Annotated in this window: 16 protein-coding genes; 11 read left to right on the plus strand and 5 right to left on the minus strand. The window is 42.0% G+C overall.

Annotation, left to right across the window (positions count from 1 at the left end; genetic code table 11):
- Positions 1 to 2: 2 nt before the first annotated feature.
- From FTV14_RS12535 to FTV14_RS12565, 7 genes are all read left to right on the plus strand, one after another.
- On the plus strand, positions 3 to 1,826 hold the full coding sequence (locus FTV14_RS12535; RefSeq protein ID WP_127799854.1) for a TonB-dependent siderophore receptor: 1,824 nt from the start codon (positions 3 to 5) through the stop codon (positions 1,824 to 1,826).
- A 95-nt stretch (positions 1,827 to 1,921) separates the two neighbouring features.
- Positions 1,922 to 2,506: a cob(I)yrinic acid a,c-diamide adenosyltransferase gene (locus tag FTV14_RS12540; RefSeq protein ID WP_180053984.1), complete on the plus strand. Its 585-nt coding sequence runs from the start codon at positions 1,922 to 1,924 to the stop codon at positions 2,504 to 2,506.
- Between the two features lie 145 nt (positions 2,507 to 2,651).
- Positions 2,652 to 3,365, plus strand: a complete 714-nt coding sequence (locus tag FTV14_RS12545; RefSeq protein WP_180053985.1) for a glycerophosphodiester phosphodiesterase — start codon at positions 2,652 to 2,654, stop codon at positions 3,363 to 3,365.
- A 424-nt stretch (positions 3,366 to 3,789) separates the two neighbouring features.
- Positions 3,790 to 4,956: an acyl-CoA desaturase gene (locus tag FTV14_RS12550; RefSeq protein ID WP_104495369.1), complete on the plus strand. Its 1,167-nt coding sequence runs from the start codon at positions 3,790 to 3,792 to the stop codon at positions 4,954 to 4,956.
- 138 nt (positions 4,957 to 5,094) lie between these two features.
- The gene (locus tag FTV14_RS12555; protein WP_180053986.1) at positions 5,095 to 6,540 is read left to right on the plus strand and encodes a YdiU family protein; all 1,446 of its coding nucleotides are present in this window, start codon (positions 5,095 to 5,097) and stop codon (positions 6,538 to 6,540) included.
- 76 nt (positions 6,541 to 6,616) lie between these two features.
- Complete coding sequence (locus FTV14_RS12560) at positions 6,617 to 6,991, plus strand: MmcQ/YjbR family DNA-binding protein (RefSeq protein WP_180053987.1); 375 nt, start codon at positions 6,617 to 6,619, stop codon at positions 6,989 to 6,991.
- Positions 6,992 to 7,084: 93 nt separating this feature from the next.
- Entirely contained in the window at positions 7,085 to 7,867 is a 783-nt protein-coding gene (locus FTV14_RS12565; protein WP_227607427.1) for a hypothetical protein, read from the plus strand.
- Between the two features lie 51 nt (positions 7,868 to 7,918).
- On the opposite strand, the gene FTV14_RS12570 is transcribed toward FTV14_RS12565, so the two are convergent.
- From FTV14_RS12570 to baeS, 4 genes are all read right to left on the minus strand, one after another.
- On the minus strand, positions 7,919 to 9,271 hold the full coding sequence (locus FTV14_RS12570) for an amino acid permease (protein WP_180053988.1): 1,353 nt from the start codon (positions 9,269 to 9,271) through the stop codon (positions 7,919 to 7,921).
- A 219-nt stretch (positions 9,272 to 9,490) separates the two neighbouring features.
- The gene (locus FTV14_RS12575; RefSeq protein ID WP_159124148.1) at positions 9,491 to 9,997 is read right to left on the minus strand and encodes a GNAT family N-acetyltransferase; all 507 of its coding nucleotides are present in this window, start codon (positions 9,995 to 9,997) and stop codon (positions 9,491 to 9,493) included.
- 90 nt (positions 9,998 to 10,087) lie between these two features.
- Positions 10,088 to 10,774 carry a response regulator gene (locus tag FTV14_RS12580; protein ID WP_034704234.1) on the minus strand — a complete coding sequence of 229 codons (687 nt, stop codon included), beginning with the start codon at positions 10,772 to 10,774 and terminating at the stop codon, positions 10,088 to 10,090.
- 14 nt (positions 10,775 to 10,788) lie between these two features.
- On the minus strand, positions 10,789 to 12,453 hold the full coding sequence (gene baeS, locus FTV14_RS12585; protein ID WP_159124147.1) for a sensor histidine kinase efflux regulator BaeS: 1,665 nt from the start codon (positions 12,451 to 12,453) through the stop codon (positions 10,789 to 10,791).
- A gap of 137 nt (positions 12,454 to 12,590) precedes the next feature.
- Here baeS and FTV14_RS12590 point away from each other — a divergent pair, with 137 nt between their 5' ends.
- From FTV14_RS12590 to FTV14_RS12600, 3 genes are all read left to right on the plus strand, one after another.
- Complete coding sequence (locus tag FTV14_RS12590; RefSeq protein WP_159124146.1) at positions 12,591 to 13,220, plus strand: hypothetical protein; 630 nt, start codon at positions 12,591 to 12,593, stop codon at positions 13,218 to 13,220.
- Positions 13,221 to 13,530: 310 nt separating this feature from the next.
- Positions 13,531 to 15,333, plus strand: a complete 1,803-nt coding sequence (locus tag FTV14_RS12595; RefSeq protein ID WP_180053989.1) for an acyl-CoA dehydrogenase C-terminal domain-containing protein — start codon at positions 13,531 to 13,533, stop codon at positions 15,331 to 15,333.
- Positions 15,334 to 15,502: 169 nt separating this feature from the next.
- Complete coding sequence (locus tag FTV14_RS12600; RefSeq protein ID WP_180053990.1) at positions 15,503 to 17,284, plus strand: acyl-CoA dehydrogenase C-terminal domain-containing protein; 1,782 nt, start codon at positions 15,503 to 15,505, stop codon at positions 17,282 to 17,284.
- A 52-nt stretch (positions 17,285 to 17,336) separates the two neighbouring features.
- Here FTV14_RS12600 and FTV14_RS12605 read toward each other — a convergent pair whose 3' ends face one another.
- Positions 17,337 to 17,543 (minus strand): hypothetical protein, encoded by a 207-nt coding sequence (locus tag FTV14_RS12605; protein WP_125279369.1) that lies wholly within the window; start codon positions 17,541 to 17,543, stop codon positions 17,337 to 17,339.
- 173 nt (positions 17,544 to 17,716) lie between these two features.
- Between FTV14_RS12605 and FTV14_RS12610 the strand changes: the two genes are divergently transcribed.
- Entirely contained in the window at positions 17,717 to 18,214 is a 498-nt protein-coding gene (locus tag FTV14_RS12610; protein WP_159124143.1) for a phosphate-starvation-inducible protein PsiE, read from the plus strand.
- Positions 18,215 to 18,369: the final 155 nt, after the last annotated feature.

The following is an 18,369-nucleotide window of genomic DNA, read 5'->3' on the forward strand; positions in this document are numbered from 1 at the left end:
TCATGTCTATTCCATTTCAACCTACTGCCTTGGTAGGTGCGATCGCACTTGCGTTGGGTTTTACTTCATCTGTTCATGCCGCCGAGCAAAAAGTTGCAAAAGCCTCTTTAGATACCATTGTAGTCACGGCAACTCGCTCTGCAGAAAACATTGAAAATGTACCTGCGCGAATTTCAGTGATTGAACCTGCGACTCTTGAGCAATCCCCTATTGCTTCATTGCCAAACTTATTGAAAAAAGAGGCTGCTTTAAACGTCGCTCAACTAGGCGGTTATGGACAACAATCCTCTATTTTTATGCGAGGCACAAGCTCGTCACATACACTCGTTCTGCGTGATGGCATGCGATTGAATACTGCTTTAAGCAGTTCAGCTTCTCTCCCTTTTATTGATACTACCGATATCAAGCAAATTGAAATTCTGAAGGGTCCAGCATCAGTTTTATATGGTACAGATGCCATTGGCGGCGTCATTCATATGATTTCTAAAACACCTGAACAATCAGGTGCATTTATAACAGGTGAAATTGGCGAGAATAAAACTTACAAATCACTCGTGGGTGCCGATTTAGCTGAAGATGGTTTTTATGCCCAAATCCGTGGTCAACGCCTGGAAACTGACGGAAAATCTGTTCTAGATGATGAAGATGAAAATTACTCCTTTGACCAAAAAGGTTTCAGCACAAAATTTGGCGTCCACAAAGACCAATATGGCTTATCTCTCGATTACAGCCAAAATAAAGGCACAAGTGATTACAATGCAGGTAGCCTCACTTCACAAGATTTTGAAAATGAAATGGTTAACCTGAGAGGACGAATTAACCTAGGCTCACAATTAGAACTCAATGCTCGCTTATCCCAGTTTGACGATCAATTAGATCAAAATGCTACGAATTATCTAGGTCAGGTCGATTATTCATATAGCACTACTCAAGAAGCAGAATTGTATGCCAAACTCAATCTAAATGATCAGCATCATATTTTACTAGGGACAACGTATAGCAATCTTGATGGTGATGTTCTTTCTTATGGAGTTGCCTACAAAGGTGATGTTTCCTCTCAAGGATATTACACACAGCATCAATATCAATCAGATAAACTCAATACACAACTCGGCATCCGTGTTGAAGACAACGAAAAGTATGGCTCTCATACTGTAGGGCAAGCTGCTGCACGTTATGCAATATCACCTCAACTCAGCGTCTATACGAATATTGGTTCAGCTTTTCGTTCACCAAACTTAAACGAGCTGTACAGTGGTGAATCTGCAAATCCAAATTTAAAAGCCGAAGAAAGTCTGTCTTATGAAATTGGCTTAGACCAGGCCCTCACTCAAAACTCATCTGTTTCATTTTCCGTGTATCAAAACGAAGTGGATAACATGATCCAAAAAGTTGATGGCAAGTTAAATAATATCAGCGAAGCAACGCTTCGTGGTGGCGAGCTGGCATGGAACTGGAAACAAGACGATTGGTTCATCGATACTGCTTTTGCGTATGTACAAGCTAAAGATAGCAAAACGAATATTGAGTTAGCTAAACGACCACGTCAAACCCTCACTCTGACCACAGGTTTGGAAAATGAAATTTATGGGATGAGTGCTTCTCTTATTGCCCGTTCCAAGTCAAAAAGCTGGAGTGATTCAGACCATAATCCGGGCTATGCGACCGTCGATTTAAATGCTTACTGGAATATCAACCCACATGTCAAAGTATTTACCAACATAGAAAATGTCGGTGATGTGCGTCATAAGATCGAATACAACTGGAATAATTATTATGTTGATGAAGGCCGCCTCGCTTCTGCCGGCGTGACTTTTAAATATTAAGCTCATTCCAATCCAAGCAAATACTTTTGAGAATCATGTCATGCCTATGGCATGATTCTTTTTATTTACAGCATGCAATAATTTAAGGAACTCTCATGGGTCACCGTTTAAGTAAAATTTACACGCGCACAGGCGATTCGGGCACTACCGGACTGGGTGATGGTTCACGTGTAGCCAAAGATGATTTGCGTATCATAGCGCTGGGTGATGTCGACGAACTGAATGCCATCATTGGGGTTTTACGTGCACAAATTTCAGCAAGCACAATTGAAGATCAAGCCGCTTGGGATAAATCTTTAAGCCTGATCCAGCACTGGTTGTTTGATCTGGGTGGTGAAGTATGTATTCCTGGCTTTAACCTGGTTCAACCAGTCTCGATTGATTATCTGGAAAATGACATCGATCGCATGAATGAAGCTTTACCGATGCTGAAAGACTTTATTTTGCCTGCGGGTACTTTAGTTTGCAGTTTTGCTCATCAGGCCCGTGCCGTGTGCCGTCGTGCAGAGCGCAGCGTGATGTCGGTTCACTCACGCGACCAGAATATTCAGGCGACGTCCCTGCAGCTATTAAATCGCCTATCTGACTGGCTGTTTGTGGCTTCACGCACCTTACAACGTGCTGAAGGTGGTTCCGAGGTGTTATGGCAAAAAAATATCAACGAGACCATTGATCAATAAATCCACTAAAATGTATTAAATTGCACGGAAAATTCTGCGCCAACGGTATTTGCAACAAAGTGTTTCAGGCGCAGAATATTGCAATACTCCTGTCACAACTCTTCATCATTATGTTTTCATCTTCACTTTTTCAGGTTATCGCAGCATGCGCATAATCGGACATCGCGGTGCGCGTGGGGAAGCGCCTGAAAATACACTAGGCGGTTTTCAATATATTCAGGATATCGGGATTCGCGCAGTCGAATTTGACGTACGCCAGCTTAAAGACAATGCCCTGATCATCATGCATGATGATAATTTTGTACGCACTACCGGTTTGCAAAAGCCCCTCTACGAATGTAGCCGTCAGGATCTCAGTCAATATAATCACGCAGTAAAATGGTCAGAATGGAACAAGGTCGAAGTCACTCCTATGCTGGATCAGACCTTAACCGTGATTCATAACTTTGACCATATTGAAGTTGAAGTCAAAAGTGTAGCGAGCCAGGCCGATGCTGAAAAAATCACGCTTGAGCTTGAACAGCAGTTACAGGGTTATGAGCAGTCAGTCGTGATTACCAGTTTTGATCCTAAAATCCATCAGGCTTTGCAACAGCAAAATTCCAGTTTAAAACGCGGCCTTCTGATTGAAACAGATGTGAAATATCAGGCGATTGATCAAGCTTTAGAACTTGGCTGTTGTCAGATTGGCTGGATGAATGAACTGGCCAGCAAAGATATTATTCAGGCCACACAAGCTGCCGAACTCACCATCAGCGTCTGGACCGTAAATGATGTTAATCGTGCCAAAGAATTACGCGACTGGGGTATTCAGGGTCTCATTACCGATTATCCGAAGTTAATGATGCAACATCTTTAAATGACCCAAAATGCAAGATTCTATATATAGATTATTTTTCTTTAAGCCTTGAAAAATAATTTAAAGAAGAATGCCTGTCTGTAATCTTGTTTAACTTTGGGTTACGGGTTTGCTTACAAATTTATTTCTCTGCAATCTAGTATAAAAAATAAACATTCATTTGTCTCATTTTCAGAAAATAAATTTGATTAAAAGCTTCAAAAATCTCAGTGATTTACTCGGAAATCAGAGCCTGTCTAGCCCGCGAAAATGGTAGTTTTCACCCTGCTTATTCTGTTACCGACAAGTACAATACAACCGTACAATAATGCTAGTGATGCCCTAGGGAGCATGCTAATATGAATGACTTAACCGCTGTTAAAATAAACAATAGCGGCCTCTGCTTTTTGTTATACCTTCCCAGGTTCCAGGAGTGCTGTTGGAGATGAATGCTCCCCTACCTCAAGCCCCAATTAACTGGGTCGCCGTGTTTGCTCTGGTAGTTTTACCCATTGTAGCTGTTATCGCGATTCCGTTATATGCGTATCACCATGATTTTAGCCTTGCCGCTTGGATCAGTATGTTTGTTTTGCTCGGCGTTAGCAGCCTGGGGATTACAGCGGGCTATCATCGTCTTTGGGCACATCGTGCTTATGAAGCGACTTTACCTTTAAAAATCATTTTAATGATCATGGGTACCTTTGCGGTGCAGAACAGTATTCTGTACTGGGGTTCAGGTCACCGTACCCATCACCGTCATGTCGATGACGTGGAAAAAGACCCATATTCAATTAATAACGGCTTCTGGTATGCACACCTGGGCTGGATGCTGCGTGACTATCCTGCTGCAGAACCCAACTACAAGAATGCACCAGACCTGCAAAACGACAAAGTCGTTATGTTCCAGCACAAATACTATGTGCCTTTAGTAATTGCAGTACACGCTGCGATTCTCTTGCCAATCGGCTGGGCTGTAGGCGATGTCTGGGGTGTATTATTATTGGGTGGTCTGGTTCGTTTAATCCTGAGCCATCACGTGACCTTCTTCATTAACTCACTGTGCCATATGTGGGGTTCACGTCCTTATACGGATGAAAACACTGCACGTGACAACTTCTGGTTAGCGATTGCGACTTGGGGTGAGGGTTATCATAACTATCATCACATCTTCCAGTATGATTACCGTAATGGCGTGAAATGGTGGCAATATGATCCAACCAAATGGTTAATCTGGACTTGCTCTAAACTGGGCCTGGCTAAAAATCTGCGCCGTATTCCAAGCTTTAATATCAAAAAAGCTGAACTGGCAATGAAGTTTAAATATGCTGAGCAGGATCTGGCGGTATATGGTCATAATGTCAATGAAGACATTATCAATGTGAAAAGTAAAATCGCTCAGGAATATGAAGCTTTTACTCAAACATTGAATGACTGGGCCAAACTGAAAGAACAGGAAATACAGGTGAAAAAGGCGGCTGTAGCAGAAAAGATTCACCAGATGGATGACAAACTTAAAGTTGAATTCCAGCTGGTTGAACAGCGTCTTTCCCATCATCGTGAAACACTGAATCTGTTAGTACGTAATTTGAAAAAAGCGCCTGTCTCTCAATAAGATTTGAATTCTTAAAAAAGCTCCTGAAATCAGGGGCTTTTTTTATTTCTACTCGTCTTACTTATACTTTCCTTTTACAACAGTTTTAAACAGAGATCTTTGTTATATTGCTTCTATTGCCTAAATATTTTAACTGCCATGTACTTTAATTCCCGATATCAGACTCTCCCTCCTCGTCTTTATCATCATCAGCCCCCACTACCTTTAAAAGGTGTTAAAGCGGGACATTTTAATGCTGCGCTTGCGGATCAACTGCAATGGTCTGAGGAAGATAAAGCACAATGGGTCGAAATCTGTAGTGGTCAAAAAACCTTTGCCGAGTTTGAACCTTTGGCCATGGTTTATGCTGGCCATCAGTTTGGACAATGGGCAGGACAACTGGGTGATGGACGTGGTTTATTAATCGCCCAGATTCTAGATAAAGATAACCAGACCATTGACCTGCATTTGAAAGGTGCTGGTGCAACGCCGTATTCGCGTATGGGAGATGGTCGTGCAGTCTTACGCTCGGTAATTCGGGAATATCTGGCCGGACATGCCTTAAATGCGCTAGGTGTAGAATCCAGTAATGCTGTCGGCTTTACCTCTTCCGCTCAAGGTGTACAGCGTGAAAAACTGGAACCGGGCGCGATGCTATTACGGACGTCTGACTGTCATATCCGGTTTGGACATTTTGAATGGATCAATCAGTATCAGCCAGACTTGCTGCCTGTATTCACACAAAAATGTATGGAATGGCATTACCCGCAATGTCTGCAAGCAGAACAGCCTATTCTGGCATTTGCTACCCAAGTGATTCAGCGCACGGCAGTGATGATTGCCAAATGGCAGCTGGTCGGATTTGCGCATGGTGTCATGAACACTGACAACCTGAATATTACCGGTTCAACGCTAGACTTTGGCCCGTATGGGTTTATGGAGCGGTTCCGTCCCAACTGGATTAATAACCACTCGGATTATCAGGGTCGCTATACTTATCAGCAGCAACCAAGCATCGGCCACTGGAACTTGTGGATGTGGCTGAATAACCTGATTCCATTATGTCCTGAAAACTATGATGAAGAACAATGGAAACAGGATCTGGCCCAATGTCTGGAACATTATGAACCGACCTTCCTGGAACATTATAAGCATGGCCTAAACCAGAAAATGGGCTTACCGAGTTTTCACAAAGACAGCTTTGACTGCGCCATGGCTTTTCTCAGAATCTTACAAAGCGAGCAACTCGACTATACGCAAAGCTTTATTCGCCTGCAGAATCATGAATATGAAGCAATCAAGGATGATTGTTTGGATCGCCGTCAGTTTGAAGCATTCCTGACTCAATATGAAGCGATCCGCGAACATCAGGATACTGGAGAATTAGATGCCGCCATGCAACTCGTCAATTCACACTATATCCTGCGCAATCATATGGCACAGAAAGCCATTGAACTGGCTGAGCGGGATGACTTTTCCGAAGTCGATCGCCTGTTTAAATTATTGAGTCAGCCTTATTTAAAACAGCCGGATCTGGAACACCCTGAAGATCTAGGGCCATTGCCAAGTGATGTGCCTGAAGTCATGGTGAGTTGTTCATCTTAATTTATTCACAAGACGACCAAAAACTGTGGACAATTTAAGCATTATCCACAGTTTTATTTTGATTTATTCATAACTTATGACCTTACATCAAATCTCAGCACAGATAGCGATAAGTTTACCTGAAGTCACTGTGACTCAGCCTTTCGGTGAAGGTTGTGATGTATTCAAAGTGCTAGGTAAAGTCTTTATGCTTCAGTTCTATCTTCAAGGCAAAGCTGTCATTAATTTAAAAGTAGCGCCTGATCATGCTGCTATGCTGCGAGATATTTATTCTTATATCCATACAGGCTGGCATATGGATAAACGGCACTGGATCTCGGTGTATGAAGATAATCAACTGGATGAATCTCTGGTTGAGGACCTAGTACAGGATTCTTATGAATTAGTAATATTGAAATTAAAGAAAGCAGAAAAAGTACGAATTGACTTATTACGAACATTAGAAAAATAAGTCTGGAACTTCAACCTTATAAAATGGCCTCTCATCCATTACAATTATCTTGTTCAATCATAAGATAACGTGATTAAATCAAATAATATTAAGATGTTAAAAATCACTCAAACTATGATTAACCAACACAGCACATTAATTGATTTAAGATCAAAATTAATTGAAATCCCGACAGAACAAAAAGAATGTTTACATCATTTAAGTTATCCATTTATTCCATTCTTGGATGAAAATTTTTATTCATCAAAGAATAAGGTGTTGCTGGTTGGTCAAGAAACAAAAGGTTGGCAAAGTCGATTAAGTAACTTTTTAAATGAAGATATTAATTTCGACACTGTGATTCAAAATAGTGTTCGTCGTCATCAAGAGCTTTACTCTCAATCACCTAAGCATAGTAGTTTTTTACAATTTCTAAAAAAAATTAAAATTCAAAATCATCAAGAACCTATTCAATGGCTAAATTTTTATTTATTTGACTATAAAAAAGCCTCATTCAATACTTTAAGTAAAAATAAAACATATAAGGATATTTTCTTGTATCTTCAAGAATTGTCTATTCTAAATTTATCCCAGCAAATCAAAGATACTCAACCACGTGTTATTTTTTTTGTTGGGCAGTACCACAATAATTTCCCTAAATTAGAGGAAAAATTACACCTTACTTCAAATGATCGATTGTTATTAAAAGAACCTATTGATAAATTCAGCATGAAAATTTGGAACGACGAGATTTTAATTCTAAGAGTCCCTCACCCAGCACATTTTAGTCGTATTTCTAATCAAGCTAGAAATGTTGCTTTAGAATATTTTAAAATTTTTGATCAATGTGAAACTATGGCTGAGTTTAAAGAAGTCATTCACCATAAATTAAAGTAATGCTTAGATGTATACATATGAAAATGGACTCATCCGAGTCCATTTGCTAGTTTAAGCCTCTTTCTTCACCAACTTAAACACCCCAAATAACAAGCCAATCCAGACAGGCAACATCAACACTGACAACATAAAGCCTTGCGTCCACATGATATATAAAATCATCAGCATAAAAGCTAAAACAAAATAGTTGCTAAACGGCGCAAAGATCGCTGGGAATCCGGTTTGAATCCCCTTTCGTTTGATGGCTTGTCTAAATTTCAAATGAATCAAACTGATCATCATCCAGTTCAATACCGCAGCTGCTACCACAATATAAATCAGGTAACTCAATGCTTTTTCAGGCATAAAGTAATTCAGGATCACACAGCCAAAGATCAGAAATGCCGAAAACAATACCGCTGCCACAGGCACACCATGTTTATTCACGCTCTTAAATAATTGCGGTGCATTCCCTTGTTGAGCCAGCCCCATCAACATACGGCTATTGGCATACATGCCACTATTACAAACTGAAAGTGAAGCAGTTAAAATAATGAAATTCAGTAAATGTGCAGCCCATTCAATCCCCATCTGGCTGAAAATCATTACAAATGGACTATGATCTAAATCGCCTAAATTCAGCTGATTCCATGGTACGAGTGAAAGTAATACGGCAAGCGAGCAGATATAAAATAAAAATACCCGAATCACAGTTTGATTTACAGCACGTGGAATGTTCTTATCAGGATTTTCGGTTTCTGCCGCTGCCATACTAATCAGCTCAATGCCGCCAAAGGCAAACATCATAAAGGCGAGCATATAAAACAGCCCATCAAAGCCATTCGGAAAAAATCCACCATGAATCCATAAATTGCTGATCGAAGAGGTTGAGGTTGCATCAGCAGTGACGAGCAAATATATGCCAAAGATAATCATTGCAATAATGGCAAGGACTTTAATCATCGATAGCCAGAACTCAGATTCACCATAAATTTTGACATTAGCCAAGTTGGCAAGTGTTACCGTCAAAAAGAAAATGAGTACAGATACCCAGGCTGGAATATGTGGCCACCAGTAATTGATATATTTGCCAATGGCGGTCAGCTCTGTCATTGCGACCAGAATATATAAAATCCAGTAATTCCAGCCGGTTAAAAAGCCTGCAAATTTACCCCAGTATTTAAATGCAAAATAACTGAATGAACCAGTCACAGGCTCATGCACAATCATCTCGCCCAACTGGCGCATAATCAGAAATGCAATCAAACCACCAATCAAATAGCCCAGAATAATGGAAGGTCCTGCGGACTGAATAATCTGTGCGGACCCTAAGAATAATCCGGTTCCAATGGCCCCGCCCATAGCAATCAGCTGGATATGACGGTTCTTTAAACGGCGCTGTAGTTGCGGTGTTTCACTCTCCAAGACACGCTCTCATGATGAATAAAAAACCGAATTGTAGCGGGTATCCAACTAATCAACTAATACATAAATTTAAGTTATTAATTATTAAACTTTTATTTTTTGTATCTACTCAGATAAAAAGAAATACAAATAATTGATTTCATAATAGATGCTATTTAAAAGTTATTTACCTTTTAATGCTCCATAACTTTTCAATAGAAATAGCTCGTTTTTGATGAATTATTGTGTCGCATTAAACGCCTTATGGTAAACCACTTTCCCATGAGGAATAGATCCATTAAATGCAATGACTTGAAAATATTCTGGTGGAACATCCTTTAGGTAAAGTTCTGGAAAAGCCTTAAATCCGAAACGACCATAATATTGAGGATCACCGAGCACTACACATCCATGAGCACCCAAATTTTGCAAGCGATCTAAAGCTGCCTGCATAAGTAAAGTGCCGATTCCCTGTCCTTGTTTTGCAGGTAATACCGAAATTGGGCCAAGACCGTACCAGTCAGATTCACCTGAAGAAATAGTAACAGGTGAAATAGCCACATGGCCTACCAACTGGTTATTTTTTATAGCAACTAGAGAAATCGTTAACTGCCCATGTTTACGCAAACTATTTACAATAAATTGTTCAGTATGACTTGAATGGGTAGCATTTTGAAAAGCTGCTTGAGTCAATGCAGCAATGGCTGGAATATCTTCTAGCTGTTCATCCCGAATGATGATTTTCATTATTTTGGCTCTCTTATATTGATTATTTTCAGAAATAAAAAAGCGAACAAACCAAGAAGTCTATCCGCTTTTCTTTAACGAATTCGAATATCAGTCTTCAGGATATTCAAAACGATAACCTACACCATACACGGCCTGAATCCATTCATGACGGTTTCCGGTTTCTGCCGCATCTGAAATTTTACGACGCAGGTTTTTGATATGACTATCAATCACACGGTCTGCCACGTCAAAACTGTCCGGATTGATATGATCCAGTAACTGTGCGCGTGAATACACCTGGCCGACATGCTCCAGGAACAGCTCCAGCAAACGGAATTCTGTCGGGGTCAGATTCAAGGCTTTTTGCTGGTACCAGATACGCTGTTGTGATTTATCCATACGGAACAGGTCATTGCTTTCCGGCTCAGCTTTACGGTCTAAACGGCGTAATACGGCTTGCACACGGGCAACCAGTTCTTTTGGACTAAATGGCTTGCAGATATAGTCATCCGCGCCCATATTCAAGCCCAGTACACGGTCAATTTCTTCAGTACGCGCAGTCACCATAATGATCGGCAAGTCTGATTGCTCACGTACTTTACGGCAAATGGTCAGACCATCCATACGCGGCACCATCAAGTCCAAAATCATCAGGCTCGGTTTACGCTGGGTAAAACTGTTATATGCTTCTTGCCCATCATGAAACACGCTGACTTCAAAACCAGCAGCCTCTAGATAATCTCGCACCAACAGGGCAAGTTCGACTTCGTCTTCAACCAGCATGATATGTTTCATGAATATATTTTCCTTTATGGTTTCATTTGTTTAGGAAAGCTCAGTTTGCATCGTAAACCACCTAATGGTGAATGTGCAAAGCTTAAGCTACCACCCATAGCCTGAGTAATTTTACAAGATAAGGCCAGACCCAAGCCTGTCCCACCGGTGGCACGGGTACGCGAATCATCAACACGATAGAAACGCTCACCAATGCGGGCCAGCTGCTCATCAGTCAAACCGAATGGACTGTCATCGACATATAAAGTCCATTCTTTCTCATTCTGTTCGGTATGGATATGTACCTGACCACCGGCTTCTGTATAACGGATACTGTTGCTAAGCAGGTTAGCTACAATCTGCTTGAAACGGTCCAGATCCAGCTCGACTTCAGCACCGTCACCTTCAATAGTCACTTTCAGATCAGCCTGTTCAAATTTAGGCTGGAAGTTCATTAATTCCTGCTGCACCACCTCCCATGGATTTACAGTTGCATAGTAAAACTGTAATTGCTGGGCATCAGCCTGCGCTAGAGCTGCCAAGTCCTGAGTCAGTTTTTTCAGGCTGGTTACCTGTGCCAACATCGACGCAAAATGCTCTGGTGTCGGTTTACGGATTCCATCCTGCATCGCTTCAATTTGTGCCTGCAAGACTGCCAGCGGAGTTTTCAGTTCATGTGAGGTATCTGCTACCCACTGACGGCGTGAAGTTTCATGCTGATCCAAAATCACGGCCAGTTGATTCAGCTCATTAGACAGATCACCCAGCTCATCATTACGTTTCACTTTCACTTGATGTTGATAATTACCGCGAGTCAATTCACGCGTACCGTTCAACAAACGCTGAATCGGTTTTTTAAAATAAGTTGCTAGTAATAATGCAGCAATCAGACTGGCTAGAATACTTAAACCATAAACTAAAAATAGGTAACGTTTCTGATTACTAAAGAAATTAATACTTAAAGCATCATCTTGGTCTAAAACCGGTTTCAAGCCCAGATAACCGACCACCTGGTTTTCAACCATAATTGGACGATAGGAAATCTGCTCATCTGACGCCTCACCTACTACAAAACGCCGTTTGGCATCATAGAGTGACAGGCGTGAACTTAGACCCAGACGATCTGGCATCTGGATGAACTGCTTCTTGCCAGTGGGCTGCTGGACTGACTGTTGACCGCCATTATTGTCTTTACGGTCGGTTCTAAACAGGTTCTGATTGGAACTAAGTGGAAATCTTAAACCTTCAAAGGGCTGGAATTGTGAAGGCAGGTTAGATGCCAGAATACGCAATTCTTCTTCATTGACTGAACGCGATGTCAGATTTGGTTCAACCATACTTGAAGGCGCTACAGTGGCTAAGGTCTGCTCCTGAAAGTAACGCTGCTGTAAGGCAATATCATACTGACGCCGCAACCACCAGCGCGATAAACGGTCATAATCATCCGGTGCAGCTTCACCTTCAATTTGCAGAATCTGCGCCTGAATGGCGTTACCCCAGTCTTCATATACCGTATAGACATCAGCCAGATTCTCGATTACATGATCCAGCTTCTGCATTTCTACATCCGCCACATAGCGGGTAAAGTTGCGCTGCATATTCAGGTGCAATACGCCCAGACTCACCGTGGTAATTACCAGGGTGGTCAATAAAACAGTCAAAAACAGACGTAATGCAATCGGAATACGGCGAATCTTCAAAGTAAAAATCTCAGTTTTTCTTCTCTATATTCATTATTGTAGCGAACACAGACTTAAAAAACTCTCCATTGTTTCTTCATCTTTATTATTTAATCTTTACTCATCAAAAAGAATCAGCTCTTGAATGGGGTAAAAACATGAAAGCAATGACAAAAATCGCCTTAATCAGTGCCAGTGTTTTATCGATGGGTGCATTGACCGCCTGTCAATCTACGAGCAACGTGAATGAGCAGAAAGATCATTCTCGTATGATGAAACATCATGAAGGTCAAAAACAGCATCGTCTCACTCCAGAGCAACGCGAACAATTCAAAGCCGCTCGTGCAGAACGCATGCAATTGCATAAACAGATTCAACAGGCCTGTGACGGTAAAGCTGTAGGTAGTGCAGTCCAAATCAAGGCGGGTGATAAAACCATTGATGGGCAATGCAAGATTTCTTTCAAACCTGACCATAAAGGCATCACAGGTCAACGTGGTGAATTCCGTAGTATGCGCGGTGAACATCGTCCAATGCGTGGTGAATTCCGAGGTGGTATGAACCGTGGAGAAGCATTAACGGATAGTCAACGTGCAGAAATGGTTAAACAGTATGATCAGCGTTTATCAGAACGTCAGGCTCTACAAACTGCGTTTGCCAACGCTTGTAAAGGTCAAACCCACGGCAAGGCCGTTCAAGTGAAAGCGGGTACTCAAACTATTGATGGTCAATGTATCGTGCACTTCCAGCCGAATGCACCCATTAAGATGACTAAAGCTGCATCTTAATCTTCTTCTACGTTTCTTATTCCTTCAAATTCAGGCACCTTCGGGTGCCTTTTTTTTATAGCTGACTCCTCAGTCCTCTTTTGACCATTCATGTTCTGCTAATTTCTACAAAAGTCTTTGCAGTCAACATGTTTACTGTTCCGTGCAGATTAATCTTTGACTTTATAGTCACCAAGAAAGCCGCCTGAAAGCTTGTATGGCCGGGCAAGATGTTGCACGATTAGATTCATAGCAATACGTGTCACTGAAGGCACGTTTCAATTAATTTAGGATGATAACGCTGGTCTAAACCAGTATTGAGGAAACCGATATGCCACAATACAAAGCGCCCTTACGTGACATGCAATTCGTTCTACACGAATTATTAAATGCTGAAGAACATTACGCAAAACTTCCTGCGTTTCAAGAAAACGTAAGCCGTGAGTTGGTTGATCAGTACCTAGAAGCTGCAGCTGACTTCTGTGAAAATGAATTATCTCCTCTAAACCAAGTAGGCGACCGTGAAGGTTGTACCTGGAATGACGGCGTTGTAACAACACCGACTGGCTTTAAAGAAGCGTACCAAAAATACATCGAGCTAGGCTTCCCTTCTCTTTCTGCTGAAGAGCAATACGGCGGTCAAGGCTTACCAAATTCTTTAGGTATCACTCTTTCTGAAATGGTGGGTACTGCGAACTGGGCATGGGGTATGTACCCTGGTCTATCTCATGGTGCAGTTCGTACTTTAGAACACCACGGTTCTCAAGAACAAAAAGACGCTTACCTGCCTAAACTGGTTTCAGGTGAATGGACAGGTACCATGTGTCTAACTGAATCTCATGCAGGTTCTGACCTCGGCATCATCCGCACTAAAGCTGAACCACAAACTGATGGTAGCTATGCAATCTCTGGCGAGAAAATCTTTATCTCTGCTGGTGAACACGACATGGCAGAGAACATTATCCATATCGTACTTGCTCGTCTGCCTGGCGCGCCTAAAGGTACTAAAGGTATTTCTCTGTTCATCGTACCAAAATTCAACCTGAATGCTGACGGTTCAATCGGTGAGCGTAACGGCGTACGTTGTGGTTCAATCGAACACAAAATGGGGATCCATGGTAACGCAACTTGTGTCATCAACTTCGATAACGCCAAAGGCTTCCTGATCGGTCCTGAAAACCGTGGTCTGAACTGCATGTTCACCTTCATGAACACTGCACGTATCGGTACTGCTGTACAAGGTCTGTCTGCATCTGAAGCGGCGTTCCAAGGCGCTTTAACTTATGCCAAAGACCGTCTGGCAATGCGTTCTCTTTCGGGTCCTAAGGCACCTGAAAAAGAAGCTGATCCAATTATTGTTCATCCAGCTGTACGTAACATGCTTTTAACTCAAAAAGCATTTGCTGAAGGTGGTCGTGCACTGGTTTACCTGTTGGCTCAATATGCTGATGTGGTTGAACAAGGTACTTCTGAAGAAGAGCGCAAGTTCGCTGACAATATCCTGTCGCTATTAACTCCAATCGCAAAAGCATTCCTGACTGAAACTGGTTCAGAAGCTGCGAAACATGGTGTTCAAGTCTTCGGTGGTCACGGCTTTATCTCTGAGCATGGCATGGAACAAATCGTACGTGATACACGTATTGCCTGCCTGTACGAAGGTACCACTGAAATTCAAGCGCTGGATCTGTTAGGCCGTAAAGTATTGGGTACTCAAGGTGCAATGTTGAAAGACTTCACTAAGATCATCCACAAATTTGCGGAAGCGAACAAAGACAATTCTGCAATGAAAGAATTTGTTGAACCGCTTGCGGCATTGAACAAAGAATGGGGCGACCTGACCATGCAGATTGGTATGCGTGCGATGCAAAACCCTGAAGAAGTGGGTGCAGCTGCAGTGGATTACCTGTACTTCTCTGGTTATGTAACACTGGCTTACCTGTGGGCTCGTATGGCACTGGTTGCTCAAGAGACTCTTGCTGCAGGTACCACTGATGCAGACTTCTACAATGCTAAATTGACGACTGCACGCTTCTACTTCAAGAAAATCCTGCCACGTGTTCGTTCACACGTTGACGTGATTGCAACTGGTGTAGAACCGCTTATGTCTTTAGATGCTGAACATTTCGCATTCTAAGCTGATGCAGTTTTAAATGCATAATAAGAAAAAGGACGGTCATCTTCAGGCAGTCCTTTTTCTTTATAAAGAGTTACAGAATTAACCTTTAGTCGTCTAACATTCAGATTTTTAATGCTTTAGACTGAGCCAAAACAATCCAATTAAACAATAAAACAGGTGACATACTATGCCAATTTATAACGCGCCACTTGCTGACATGAAATTCATCCTGAATGATGTTTTCAATGCAGAACAGTTCTGGCAGGCGAATGAAAATCTTGCCCACTTGGATACTGCCACAGCAGAAGCCATTCTTGAAGAAATGGCGAAGTTTGCGCAAAACGTCATGCTTCCTCTGAACCGTACCGGTGATGAAGAAGGCGCAAAATATGAAAATGGCAATGTCACCACACCTGCTGGCTTTAAAGAAGCATTCAAACAATATGCTGAAGGTGGCTGGATCGGTCTGGGTGCCGATGCAGAATGGGGCGGCCAGGAAATGCCGAAAATGCTTACCGTACTTTCTGATGAAATGCTGTTTGCAACCAACCCATCTTTCATGCTCTACCCGCTTCTTTCTGTGGGTGCAGGTATGGCTTTAAACAGCTATGCATCTCAAGAGCAAAAAGAAACCTATCTTCCTAAAATCTATTCTGGTGAATGGTCAGGCACCATGTGCTTAACTGAGCCACATGCCGGTACTGATCTGGGTATTATCAAAACCAAAGCTGAACGTAATGAAGATGGCACGTATAGCATTACCGGTACCAAAATCTTTATCACGGGTGGTGACCACGATCTTGCTGAAAACATTATTCATCTGGTACTGGCAAAAACGCCTGATGCGCCTGCCGGCTCTCGCGGTATTTCCCTGTTCATCGTACCGAAGTTCCTGGTCAATGAAGATGGTTCAATTGGTGAACGTAATCCAGTTGGTCCTGGTTCAATCGAACACAAAATGGGGATCAAGGCCTCTGCAACATGTGTAATGAACTTTGATGGTGCCAAAGGTTACCTGGTGGGCAAAGAAAATGAAGGTCTGGCCGCCATGTTCGTGATGATGAACTACGAACGTCTGTCTATGGGCATCCAGGGCCTAGGCGCCTCAGAATTTGCTTATCAAAATGCTGCGCAATATGCGACAGATCGTTTACAGGGTCGTAGTGCCCTTGGTGCTCAATCACCAGCTAAACCGGCAGACAGCATTTTAGTACATGGTGATGTACGTCGTATGTTGCTGAATGTTCGTGCGAATAATGAAGCATCTCGTGCATTTGCAGTCTATGTAGGTCAACAACTGGACATCACCAAGTTCTCGACTGATCCTGAAGCCGTGAAAAAAGCCAATGACCGTGTTGCGCTGTTAACACCAATTGCAAAAGCTTACCTGACGGATACTGCATTCCAGGCAACCCTAGATGCACAAATGGTCTTTGGTGGGCATGGTTATATCCGTGAATGGGGTATGGAACAATGTATCCGTGACCTGCGTATCTCACAGATTTACGAAGGAACCAACGGCGTTCAGTCACAAGATTTGATCGGCCGTAAAACCATTAAATGTGGCGGTGCGTACATCGGTGAATACATCGAAGAAATTCGCGACTTTGCGAACCAGTTAGATGCAGACCTGAACTTCATTAAAGATGCAACTTTAGATGCAGCTACTGAAGTAGAATCATTGACTCAATTCGTGCTTGAAGCTGCTGGCGAAAATGCAGAATTCCCGAATGCTGCAGCGGTTGATTATCTACACGCAGTAGGCCTATTGAGCTTCTCTTATATGTTTGCGCGCATTGCCAATGCTGCAAAAGGCAAAGATGGCGAGTTCTACCAAAACAAACTGGCACTGGCGCGTTACTTCACGCAACGCATCTTGCCTGAACTTGCACTGCGTATTAGTAAAGTGAAAGCTGGTTGCGAAGTAGTGATGAGTTTCTCTGAAGATTACTTCACGACTCAAGCTTAATCTTGACCTGAATCCATATAAAAAGCCCTGCATCTGCAGGGCTTTTTATACACTATACTTTTTCAATCAAGATCGTATCTGGTTGCGTCGTTATTTTAGGATTGAAATGCTTATTCACTATTTTAATTCCCCCTTGCGACTCTAGAGATTCACACAGTTCAAGTACCTTCTGCATCTCTTCAGCCTTGATCCCCGTGCCCAAGATTAATTTTTTTCCTGCTTCCAATTGACTAATTTTTGTTTGAATTTTGTCCAACATTTTTTTCTCCTATTTATTCAATGTAGTTCTCATACAATATAACAAGTTAGTGCAAAAAAAGTGCAAAAGTTCGAATAATTTCACTTTTATTTTATTTTTCTCTTTTTGTGCATGATCTTTGCTAGTTCTTTTCTGTTCACATGTTAGTTCACATGAAAAATCAGGAGGAGAACATGAGTAAATCAGAGTCTAAAGTGAAAAGAATAGAAACTCTCCTCGACCGTTTTGGTAATCTTGCCGTAGAAAGTTTCCATTATCTTGCGCTGTTCATTATTGGCTGTATGGTGATCTGGTCCGCAGGTCATACCGTATTTGACATCTTGGCCGTCAAACAGTTTGCCACCATTGATGATATTCTTTTGCTGTTTATCTATCTGGAACTTGGTGCCATGGTCGGCATCTATTTCAAGACCAATCATATGCCGGTTCGGTTCCTGATTTATATTGCGATTACTGCCCTGACCCGTTTACTGATTTCTGATATTCAGCATACACACAAAGCCAGCATGGATCAGGTTATTATTACCGGTTCGATTCTGATTTTGGCTTTTGCCATTCTGGTGGTCCGTTATGCGTCCTGGACCTATCCATCTGTCATTCGTGACAAGCATAGCGAAAAGCCATTACCAGAAGGTAAAACTCCACGTCCTGAAGATGATGAGTTGGCATAGTCATAGAAAAGTCCCCCTTTGCAAAAGGTGAGATACCGTCTTGGTAGTCAATCAGGTTTTGAGATTATTCGACCACTAAATAATCTCTTTGATAGGCAGTCTGATGTTTTAAAACGCCATAACACAGATGTATAAGCTTGCGCATTGCAGCACCT

It is taken from the genome of Acinetobacter sp. YH12236, assembly GCF_013417645.1.
In the GTDB taxonomy this organism is placed as follows: domain Bacteria; phylum Pseudomonadota; class Gammaproteobacteria; order Pseudomonadales; family Moraxellaceae; genus Acinetobacter.

What these genes read in the sequence shown, in the direction of transcription:
- FTV14_RS12580 (WP_034704234.1), bottom strand. Translation starts at nt 10,774, where the DNA reads ATGAAACATATCATGCTGGTTGAAGACGAAGTCGAACTTGCCCTGTTG.
- FTV14_RS12605 (WP_125279369.1), bottom strand. Translation starts at nt 17,543, where the DNA reads ATGTTGGACAAAATTCAAACAAAAATTAGTCAATTGGAAGCAGGAAAA.
- FTV14_RS12545 (WP_180053985.1), top strand. Translation starts at nt 2,652, where the DNA reads ATGCGCATAATCGGACATCGCGGTGCGCGTGGGGAAGCGCCTGAAAAT.
- FTV14_RS12565 (WP_227607427.1), top strand. Translation starts at nt 7,085, where the DNA reads ATGTTAAAAATCACTCAAACTATGATTAACCAACACAGCACATTAATT.
- FTV14_RS12600 (WP_180053990.1), top strand. Translation starts at nt 15,503, where the DNA reads ATGCCAATTTATAACGCGCCACTTGCTGACATGAAATTCATCCTGAAT.
- FTV14_RS12595 (WP_180053989.1), top strand. Translation starts at nt 13,531, where the DNA reads ATGCCACAATACAAAGCGCCCTTACGTGACATGCAATTCGTTCTACAC.
- FTV14_RS12540 (WP_180053984.1), top strand. Translation starts at nt 1,922, where the DNA reads ATGGGTCACCGTTTAAGTAAAATTTACACGCGCACAGGCGATTCGGGC.
- FTV14_RS12575 (WP_159124148.1), bottom strand. Translation starts at nt 9,997, where the DNA reads ATGAAAATCATCATTCGGGATGAACAGCTAGAAGATATTCCAGCCATT.
- FTV14_RS12560 (WP_180053987.1), top strand. Translation starts at nt 6,617, where the DNA reads ATGACCTTACATCAAATCTCAGCACAGATAGCGATAAGTTTACCTGAA.
- FTV14_RS12590 (WP_159124146.1), top strand. Translation starts at nt 12,591, where the DNA reads ATGAAAGCAATGACAAAAATCGCCTTAATCAGTGCCAGTGTTTTATCG.
- FTV14_RS12610 (WP_159124143.1), top strand. Translation starts at nt 17,717, where the DNA reads ATGAGTAAATCAGAGTCTAAAGTGAAAAGAATAGAAACTCTCCTCGAC.
- FTV14_RS12535 (WP_127799854.1), top strand. Translation starts at nt 3, where the DNA reads ATGTCTATTCCATTTCAACCTACTGCCTTGGTAGGTGCGATCGCACTT.
- FTV14_RS12550 (WP_104495369.1), top strand. Translation starts at nt 3,790, where the DNA reads ATGAATGCTCCCCTACCTCAAGCCCCAATTAACTGGGTCGCCGTGTTT.
- FTV14_RS12555 (WP_180053986.1), top strand. Translation starts at nt 5,095, where the DNA reads ATGTACTTTAATTCCCGATATCAGACTCTCCCTCCTCGTCTTTATCAT.